At 54.6% G+C, this 9,862-nt stretch carries 7 protein-coding genes; 2 read left to right on the top strand and 5 right to left on the bottom strand.

Features of this window, described 5'->3' with window-relative positions; genetic code table 11:
• Positions 1-82: 82 nt before the first annotated feature.
• The 5 genes from H7U06_RS16015 to H7U06_RS16035 form a co-directional block, all read right to left on the bottom strand.
• Positions 83-1,444: an 8-oxoguanine deaminase gene (locus H7U06_RS16015; RefSeq protein WP_175627098.1), complete on the bottom strand. Its 1,362-nt coding sequence runs from the start codon at positions 1,442-1,444 to the stop codon at positions 83-85.
• 294 nt (positions 1,445-1,738) lie between these two features.
• The gene (locus tag H7U06_RS16020) at positions 1,739-3,400 is read right to left on the bottom strand and encodes a methyl-accepting chemotaxis protein (RefSeq protein ID WP_175627099.1); all 1,662 of its coding nucleotides are present in this window, start codon (positions 3,398-3,400) and stop codon (positions 1,739-1,741) included.
• A 92-nt stretch (positions 3,401-3,492) separates the two neighbouring features.
• Positions 3,493-5,259 (bottom strand): allantoate amidohydrolase, encoded by a 1,767-nt coding sequence (locus H7U06_RS16025; protein WP_175627100.1) that lies wholly within the window; start codon positions 5,257-5,259, stop codon positions 3,493-3,495.
• A gap of 109 nt (positions 5,260-5,368) precedes the next feature.
• Complete coding sequence (locus H7U06_RS16030; RefSeq protein ID WP_175627101.1) at positions 5,369-6,763, bottom strand: nucleobase:cation symporter-2 family protein; 1,395 nt, start codon at positions 6,761-6,763, stop codon at positions 5,369-5,371.
• Between the two features lie 246 nt (positions 6,764-7,009).
• Positions 7,010-7,945, bottom strand: coding sequence for a LysR substrate-binding domain-containing protein (locus H7U06_RS16035; protein WP_175627102.1), 936 nt, complete (start codon positions 7,943-7,945; stop codon positions 7,010-7,012).
• Between the two features lie 420 nt (positions 7,946-8,365).
• Between H7U06_RS16035 and H7U06_RS16040 the strand changes: the two genes are divergently transcribed.
• Together H7U06_RS16040 and H7U06_RS16045 are read left to right on the top strand one after the other, a co-directional pair.
• The gene (locus H7U06_RS16040; RefSeq protein ID WP_175627103.1) at positions 8,366-9,595 is read left to right on the top strand and encodes a urate hydroxylase PuuD; all 1,230 of its coding nucleotides are present in this window, start codon (positions 8,366-8,368) and stop codon (positions 9,593-9,595) included.
• Between the two features lie 47 nt (positions 9,596-9,642).
• Positions 9,643-9,862 (top strand): aromatic amino acid lyase (locus tag H7U06_RS16045; RefSeq protein ID WP_175625164.1); only part of this gene is annotated, 220 nt, incomplete at its 3' end.

The following is a 9,862-nucleotide window of genomic DNA, read 5'->3' on the forward strand; positions in this document are numbered from 1 at the left end:
ATCTAATGTCGTCTAATTTTGCCTGCCTAATGTAATGCAGATGGAATATCAGTTATAAGACTGTAGCTATATGATCCCCCTGTTAGCGCGCCGCCTCTGCCAGCGTAAATGCCAGTGCATTGTGGCGTTCAATGACATGTCCGAGGTCTATTGTTGTAATCTGGCCATCGCGGATGACGACGCGGCCATTAATGATGCTGCAGGCAACATTTGGCGGGGTGCAAAACACCATTGCCGCGACCGGATCGTGCAAGGCACCGGCGAAGCCGATTTGCCGCACATCGAACATGACAATATCGGCCGACATGCCGGGTTTGAGCGCACCGATATCGTCGCGATTCAAGACTTTGGCACCACCCAGCGTGGCGACTTCCAGCGCCTGCCTGGCGGTCATCGCATCCGGCCCGAAGCCGACCCGTTGCAATAGCATCGCCTGTCTGACTTCGGCCATCATGTGACCGGAATCGTTGGAGGCGCAGCCATCGACGCCCAGGCCGACAGACACGCCTGCGTCCAGCATCTTGCGTATCGGTGCGATACCGGATGCCAGTCGCATATTCGAGCAAGGGCAGTGCGCGATACCGGTATGGGTATGAGCGAATAAATTGATACCTGCGTCGTCCAGCTGCACGCAGTGTGCATGCCAGACATCGTGCCCGACCCAGCCGCAGTCTTCTGCGTATTCGGCTGGTGTCATATTGAATTTTTCACGGCTGTAAGCAATGTCGTTGACGTTTTCCGCCAGATGGGTATGCAGCGATACATTGAAGCTGCGTGCCATGCTGGCAGCCTCGCGCATCAGGTCGCGTGATACCGAAAAAGGCGAGCACGGTGCAACCACGATGCGCTGCATCGCATGACGTCCGGCATCGTGATAAGTCTCGATCAGGCGCTGCGTATCGCGCAGGATGTCGGCTTCCTGTTCCACCACACGATCCGGTGGCAAACCGCCTTTGGACTGGCCCACGCTCATAGCACCGCGCGCCGCATGGAAGCGCATGCCTATCTCTTGCGCTGCTTCCAGGCTGTCGTCGAGGCGGCAGCCGTTGGGATAGATGTAGAGGTGATCGCTGCTGGTGGTACAGCCGGACAGCATCAGTTCCGCCATTGCGGTCTGGGTCGACACCTGGATCATCTCCGGCGTCAGGTTGGCCCAGATCGGATACAGATTGGTCAGCCAGTTGAACAATTCACCGTTCTGCGCAGCGGGAACCGCCCGCGTCAGGCTTTGATACATGTGGTGATGGGTATTGATCAGGCCGGGCAGTACGACGTGATGGCTGGCGTCTATGACTTCATCGGCAGTCTGTGGCAGCGTAGCGCTGGGACCGACTTGTTCGATTACGTTGTCGCGAATAAATACTGCGCCGTTGCTGATTTCTTCGCGTTGCTCGTTCATGGTGACGAGTACGCGGGCATTCTTGATGAGCAGTGTTTTTGACATGAGGGTACCTGTCTGTTTAAGACTCTATTTGGACGATGGCCATCATCAGACAGCCCCGCCGACATTGCCGGTGGTGGACCGGTTGCCAGTTACCTTTTTTGTGTCGCCAAAAAAAGGTAACCCAAAAAGGGTTTAAGACAGGTGCAACGCGCTGCTGGCGGCAGCGTCGATACGGTGGTGGGCGAATTGCAATTCACGTCGTCGCCGCATCGAAAAACATGCATGTATAGATTAAGGCATGTCAGCTGGTTTTTTCAACGATTTTTATCAAATATCTGATGATCGTTTTTTGTTTCAATTCGACATCAGGCTGGCGATCCTGCCGTCTTGTTTGGGTGCTAACAGGGCTGTCGATGTGGCTACCAGGCGCAGCTTTTCCGGTGCGGTCGGGGCGGTGGCCGCATGGTTGCGTTCCAGTTTGAAGATGCTGACCAGTTGCATCAGCTGATCAGCCTGGTCCCGCAGCGATTGGGCGGCAGCGGCAGATTGCTCTACCAATGCGGCGTTCTGCTGCGTCCCTTCATCTATCAGTACGACCGCTTGCCCGACCTGTTCTATGCCTGCACTTTGTTCCTGGCTGGCATTATCGATGGCGGCGATGATGCTGCTGACGCGCGCCACGCTAGTGACGACTTCATCCATGGTCAGGCCAGCCTGCTGTACCAGTTTGCTGCCCTTATCAACTTTCGCTACCGAATCATCGATCAGTGCCTTGATTTCCTTTGCCGCCGTGGCACTGCGTTGCGCCAGGTTGCGCACTTCGGATGCGACGACGGCAAAGCCGCGCCCCTGTTCACCGGCACGCGCTGCTTCGACCGCCGCATTGAGTGCCAGGATATTGGTCTGGAAGGCGATGCTGTCGATCACGCCGGTGATGTCCATGATCTTCTTTGATGAGGTATTGATGGCCGTCATCGTATCGATCACTTCATGTACCACGCTGCCGCCTTGCAGTGCGATATCTGACGCAGATGCTGCCAGCTGATTGGCTTGCTGTGCATGGTCGGCATTTTCCTTCACGGTAGAGGTCAGTTCTTCCATCGCTGATGCGGTTTCTTCGAGTGAACTGGCTTGCTGTTCCGTGCGCGATGAGAGATCCATATTGCCGCGTGCGATTTCACCGGAAGCGCTGGCGATGGTGTCGGTACCGTTGCGCACCTGACTAACGATGTGGTGCAGATTATCGTTCATGGTTTTCAGTGCAGCCATCAGCTGTCCGACTTCATTAGTGGTTTTGACGAAGATAGGACCGCCCAGATCGCCTTGAGCCACACGACGTGCGACAGCGATGGCGGTATTCAGCGGACGGGTAATGCTGCGTGTTACCCACCAGCCGACGGCGAGCGCCATCAGCAAGGTAAACCCAGCGAGGATGTTGATGATCCAGCGCGCTTGTGCGGAATTGGCGCTGGCATCGTCGCCTGCCTGACTCATCAGGCTGCCCTGATAGTCGAACATGGCATCCAGCGCGATGAAGTATTTGACCTGCACCGGCATAAATACCTGGTCAAGATAAGTTTTGGCTTCGTTGGTTTTACCGTCTAGCGCCAGTTGCAGCAAAGCATCGCGTGCCGGTACGTACTGGTCGCGTGCGGTGATGGCAGCGTTGACGTAGCGTCGGTCTTCTTCGGTTTGCGCAATGGATTTGAGTTGCTCCAGGCCTTGCTTCATTTTCTTGTCGGAAGCTAGCGCATCGGCCGCCAGGTTTTTAATCTTGTCAGGATCACTGCCGAGCATCATGTCACGCAGGTTGAGTGCGATCTTGTTGACTTCTATCTGTACCGCGTTTGCCAGTATCGTTTTCGGGTAACGGTCTTTGCTGATGAGGTTGATGCTGTCGTTCAGCTGGTTCAGCTTGATGTTGCTGAGTACAGTAATGGCGACCAGCAAGGCAAATACGATGCCGAAGCTGAGTGTCAGTTTCTGTCTGATTTTGAGGTTGGCTATCATTTTCATGGCTGTACCTTCAGGAAGGGCGCGCAGTCGACAAAAGAAAGCGGATCAAAAAATATTTGATCCGCCCAGGCTATTCAGACTTACTGTTTTAGTTATTTTTCTTTGAAATTGCGCAGGAAATCCAACAGGATTTGCGCTGATACTTCGGTGTCATCGGCTGTCATCGTTTCCAATGGATTGTGGCTGATGCCGCCATTGCCGCAGCGAGTGAAGAGCATGGCGACATCGGTCATCTTGGCGATGGTCATTGCATCATGACCTGCACCCGATGCCAGCTCAAATGGCCGTACCCCGGCGCGTTCGGTCGCTGCCGACAGTTGCTTCATCAGCCACGGTGCGCATGGTGCGGCCGGTGCGGCGACGGTTTGCTCAGCCTTGTACTCGATGTTGCGACGTGTGCAAACACTGTCTATGTGTTGCAGGATGTCGGCGACCGCTGCATCGCGTACCGAATCAACTGCCGCACGTATATCCAGCGAGAATACACAGCGACCCGGGATGACGTTGGTAGAGCCATTCGGTACCTGCAACTGACCGACAGTACCAACCAGCGACGCCTGCTGATCCAGTGCACAGCGCTGTTCCACGTAGAGGATGATTTCAGCGGCCGCCGCAGCAGCATCCTTGCGCATCGACATAGGCGTGGTACCGGAATGGCTGGCGACACCGCGCAGTTCAACCTGGTAACGCGAGCTGCCTGCAATCGAAGTGACAATGCCGACCGGCAGGTCGTGTTGCAACAGGACCGGACCCTGTTCGATATGTACCTCGACATAACCGAGCACGTCGGCCGGATTACGGGCGATTTGCGGAATCGCATTCACGTCATGACCTGCCTGCGTGATGGCTTCACGCATGGTGATGCCATCTTTATCGGTGATGTCGAGCAATTCCATATTGAACTGACCGATGACTGCATTGCTGCCGAGGAAGGTGCTTTTGAAGCGCACACCTTCTTCTTCCGCGAACGCAATGACTTCGAAATGGAAGGGCAGGGTTTCGCCGCGTTCATGCAAATGCTTGACCACGGCTATCGCCAGCAGGATGCCTTCGCGGCCATCGTATTTGCCGCCATTGCGCACGGTGTCGTAATGCGAACCGGTGATTAAGGTCTTGGCGCGAGGATCGGTGGACAGATAACGTCCGACCACATTGCCGACCGGATCGATGTGCGCATGCATGCCAGCTGCGCGCATCCAGTCCGCGATTTGATTGGCGGTGCGTCTATGCGCATCACTCATGTAGGTACAGGTCAGCGCACCTTCGTCTTCACTCCAGGCGGCGATGTCTTCCGCCCAATCCATCACGGTGGCACCGATGGCAGGCACGTAACCGAGCAAGTCATTAATGCGCATTTCAGCGATACGACCGATTTGTCGCAGCGCTTCGCGTAATTCATCTTCCGGCTGGTTGCGCAGGCGGCGGGTGAAGGTCGCGATAATTTGCTGACGCGTCAGGCCCTTGCCGGTTGCTCCCTTGACCGCGAGGATGAAGGGGAAACCGAATTTGCTGTTGTAGTCGCTATTGAGCTGTTGCAGCGTGGCGAATTCTTCCGGCGAGCACAGATTGAGTCCGGCCTTGGCCTGCTCACCGGTGGATTCAGCCGTCAACGTACCCGCGATGGCTGCCTTGCCAGCTAATTCCGGGTGGGCACGGATGAGTTGCAGTTGCTCGGCGCGCGTGGCACTGGATACGACACCCTGCATGGTTTGCTTGAGCGCCGTGATATTGCCAAACGGTGCGAGCTTCGCCGCGCGTTCAGGGATCCATGGCGAGTGCTCGTAGATTCCATGCAGGACGTCGACAAAAGCCGGTACGTCACTTGCAGCCAGACGGTTCAATTGTTCTAGTGTGCTCATCTTGATACCTATTTCCTGCAGTTGCTCATAAGAGTAAAACCGACCGGAGGTCCCACCTTCCGGCCCGCATCATTCCCCTGCGCGTGGGACGCGCTATGTATTATTTGCTTCAATGTTCCGAACTCTGTGCTGCCGCCATCGCGAATGCCGAAATATCTTCTTCCGTGCCACGACCATTGAAGTACAGGTTCAGTACTACTGCAGTTGTTGTTGCCAGCAGGATGCCGCTATGGAAGATGGTCGACAGGAAGTCTGGCAATTGGTTGAAGAAAGACGGCGCGACAGTAGGAATCATGCCTGCACCTATGCTGACCGCGACGATGAAGACGTTGTGACGGTTACCGTTGAAATCCACTTTGCCGAGGATTTTGATACCGGTCGCAGCAACGATGCCGAACATCACGATGCCAGCGCCGCCCAATACGAATTGCGGAATCGAAGCGGCGACGTGCGCCATTTTCGGAAACAGGCCGAACGCAACCAGGATCAGACCGGCGGCGACGCAGACATAGCGGCTGCGGATGCCGGTGACACCAACCAGGCCGACGTTTTGCGAGAAGGAGGTGTAAGGGAAGGTGTTGAAGATACCGCCTATGAGTGTGCCCAGGCCATCCACACGCAAGCCGCGCCCCAGGGTCTTGTCATCGACTTTCTTGTCGATGATGTCGCCGAGTGCGATGAACATGCCAGTCGATTCAATCATGGTGACGATCATGACCAGGCACATGCTGATGATGGAGCCTATGTCGAACTTTGGCCAGCCGTAGTGGAAAGGCGTGATCATCGCGAACCAGTCGGTGCTGCCCAGACCATCGAAGCTGACTTTGCCGAGCGACAGTGCAATCACGAAGCCGATGATCATGCCCATTAATACCGAGATATTAGCGATGAAGCCTTTGACGTATTTGGTAATCAGCAGGATAGAGGCCAGCACGATGGCAGCGACGGTCAGGTTGAGCGGCGAGCCGTAGTCAGGATTCGGCATGGTGACCATCGCGCCATCAACCATCGCGTGGATCACAGGCTGTCCACCTGCTGCCCAGTTGATACCGACGCCCATCAGCGAGATACCGATAATGGTAATTACAGTGCCGGTTACCACGGGCGGGAAGTAGCGCATGAGTTTGCACATATAGGACGCGGCAAAGATACAAAATATCCCTGACGCGATCACCGCCCCGTAGATGTGCAGGATGGTCAGTGAAGGATTGCCTGCCATCGCCACCATAGGTCCTACCGCAGCGAAGGTCACGCCCATCATTACCGGCATGCGGATGCCGAAATTCCAGATGCCGAGACTTTGAATAATGGTAATCAGGCCGCAGCAAAACAGGTCGGCGCTGATGAGGAAGGCGATGTCAGATTTGGGAAGATTTAATGCACCACCGACGATGAGTGGGACTGCGATTGCACCCGCATACATTACAAGAACATGCTGTATACCAAGTGCGGCGAGCTTAGGGATCGGTAGTATTTCATCTACCGGATGGCTGCTGGTTGTCATGGCTGTCTCCGTTTTTTTATATGGAGGCTGCTGCAAGATGAATCTGGCGAATCTTCCCGTCAGCTCCATTTTGCAACAGCCTCTGAGTGAGTCCTTGTGCGGAAGGGGCCGATGTTCAGCATCATCTTTCGTACAGGCTCGAGAGCCGATACTAAAGTAATTAAACCAGTCCAATATATGAGCCAGGCTATACCCGATCTTTGGGTGCGGATATAGGTGCGATGACTTAAATGTGTATATCCGTCATTAATCCGCAAGTACTTTCGCTGCAGCACTCACCTGCGCGCGCAACCACTTGTGCTCAGTCGCCTGATGCACGCGTTCATGCCATAACTGATAGAAACGCAGGGGCGGGAATTTGATGGGGACGCTGTAACTTTTCAGTGACAAGGTCTTTTCGTAGAAGCTGGTGAACTGCTGTCCGGCGGTCAGTACCAGGTCAGTTTTTTCTACCATGTAAGGCAGCATGCGGAAGTGCGCCGACTCGACCACGATGTTGCGTTGCAGGTTTTGTTTTTCGAGATAGGTATCGATAGTGCCGTGATAGCCGGGCAGGATTTGTGACGGCGCAGCATGCGGCAGGCTGAGGTAATCCTCTATCGTCATCGCATCCTTGGCGGTGCGCTTGGCGTACGCGCAGTCGGAACGCATCAGGCAGACGATAGGATCGTCGAACAGTTTGGACATATGCAGGTGTTCCGGCATTTCATCCCAGTTCGCAATCACCAGATCCAGTTCGCCATCTGATAACAGGCGTACATAGTCGGTCTCTGGTCCCAGCGCATGGATCACGATATGACTCTTCGGCGACTCACGGCGCAAGCGTGCTATCACTTCAGTGAAGAATTGCGTATTCATATAATCCGGCGCCGCGATATGGAAAGTGCGCGCTTCTTCCTGCGGGACAAAGGCCGTCTTTGGTATAAACAGATGCTCGGCCTCATCGAGTATGCGTTTGGCCGATTTCATCAGGCTTTCGCCGTGCTGGGTCGGTACCATGCCGCGCGCGCCACGCACCAATAGCGGATCGCCGGTCAGCTCACGCAGTTTGCGCAGGGACGCGGATATCGATGGTTGTGGTCGATTCAGTTTCAGTGCCACGCGCGAAACATTTTTCTCGCACAGCAGTAAATAAAGAATACGTATCAGGTGTATATCGAGGTGATCGGGCAGCCTGGACATATTTTTGTCTCCGTTTTTGTCACCGTTAATACTGCTGCGCAGGCAGGCATTCGGATCTAATAATAATTTTTATCGAATGTCTCATATAACGAGTTCATTGTTGTATATCAAATTTGATATGTCAAATATAAGGCCAGTGCAATGTTTTACGCGACGCAGGCGTTTATCGTTCCAGCATTCTGTACGCAACTAGAAGCAAAAGCAGCAGTGAAACTGGTAGTCAAACTGTTGCTATTTAATTGCGTGGGCGTACGGAATGGAGAGCATTAGGTCGCAGCGGCATGACCGGTAGCGCGAGGAGGGCAAGCATGATTCCTTGCGTATATTCATTATTACCGGCAGATACGGCCAGTCGGGACGTATAGTCCCGCTCATCTGCAGAGCGCGCCGTGGCGGATGAGAGTCAAATGTGGGGAAGACATGGAAGCATTATTTGTATCGTACGGCGTTGAATGGCTCAACCTGTTGGTGCGCTGGCTGCACCTGATCACCGGGATCGCGTGGATAGGCGCATCCTTCTATTTCGTCTGGCTCGATAACTCGATCCGGCCACCCAAGCCCGATAGTGAACTGGCCAAAAAAGGCGTGTCCGGTGAGTTGTGGGCGGTACACGGCGGCGGATTCTACAATCCGCAAAAATACCTGGTCGCTCCGGCCGAGCTGCCACCTGAATTGCACTGGTTTAAATGGGAAGCGTACGCGACCTGGCTGAGTGGTTTCGCCATGTTGTTTATCGTCTACTACTTCAATGCGTCAGCGATGATGATAGATAAATCGGTCGCCGATTTGTCTTCGACGCAGGCGATAGGTGTCGGTCTCGGCACGTTGGTCGTCGGCTGGATTGTCTATGACTTGCTGTGCCGTTCGCCGCTGGGCAAACGCGAAGGCTTGCTTGGCATCGTCATGTTTGTATTTATTGTTGCCGCATCATTCGCACTGACACATTTGCTTAGCGGTCGTGCAGCGTATATCCACGTCGGCGCGATGATAGGCACCATGATGGTCGGCAATGTGCTGATGGTGATCATCCCGGGTCAGCGCAAGCTGGTGGAAGCGATGAAAGTCGGCAAGTCACCCGATCCGGTCTACGGCAAGCGTGCGAAACAACGCAGCGTGCACAACAACTATTTCACATTGCCAGTGCTGTTCATCATGATCAGCAATCACTATGCGATGACATATACGCATAAATACAGCTGGCTGGTATTGGCGGCGATCATGGCTGCCGGTGTACTGATCCGTCACTTCTTCAACCTGCGTCATGCGGGCCGGGTATCGGTTGCGTATCCGATCGCTGGTGTTGCCTTGCTGCTGGCGGTCGCCGTTGCAATTGCGCCACGTCCGGCTCCCAAGGTCGCTGCGGTACCGGGTGCTGACACAGCGGCGATTGCTGCGGCTGACTTTGCCAAGGTGCAAGAAGTCATTACGCAACGCTGCGTCAACTGCCACTCTGCGAAGCCGACGTTTGAAGGTTTTGCTACCGCACCTGCAGGCATGATGTTGCAGACACCTGAATTGATACGTCAGCACGCAGCGCGGGTTTATCAGCGTACCGTGCAAACCAAGGACATGCCGCTGGGTAACCTGACTCATATGACTGATGACGAGCGTAAATTGGTCGGTGCCTGGTTTGAGGCGGGTGCTAAATAAGTTGTATCTTAGCCAGATATTAAATAAAAATATAAAGAGGAAACGCAATGAATAAGATCACGATCGATGGTTTCACACTGACCGCAGCGCAAGTCCTGGCTGTCGCGCGTGCACCGCACCTGCCGGTCGCGCTGGCAGATTCTTCACGTGCCGCACTCAAGGAAAGCCGCGACTACATCGAAGCCACCTGGATGCATGATGAAGCACCGATGATGTACAGCTTCAACACCGGTGTCGGTTTGCTCAAAGATACACGCATCAAGGTCG

This window comes from Herminiimonas sp. Marseille-P9896 (assembly GCF_903993245.1).
Taxonomy (GTDB): domain Bacteria; phylum Pseudomonadota; class Gammaproteobacteria; order Burkholderiales; family Burkholderiaceae_D; genus Oxalicibacterium; species Oxalicibacterium contaminans.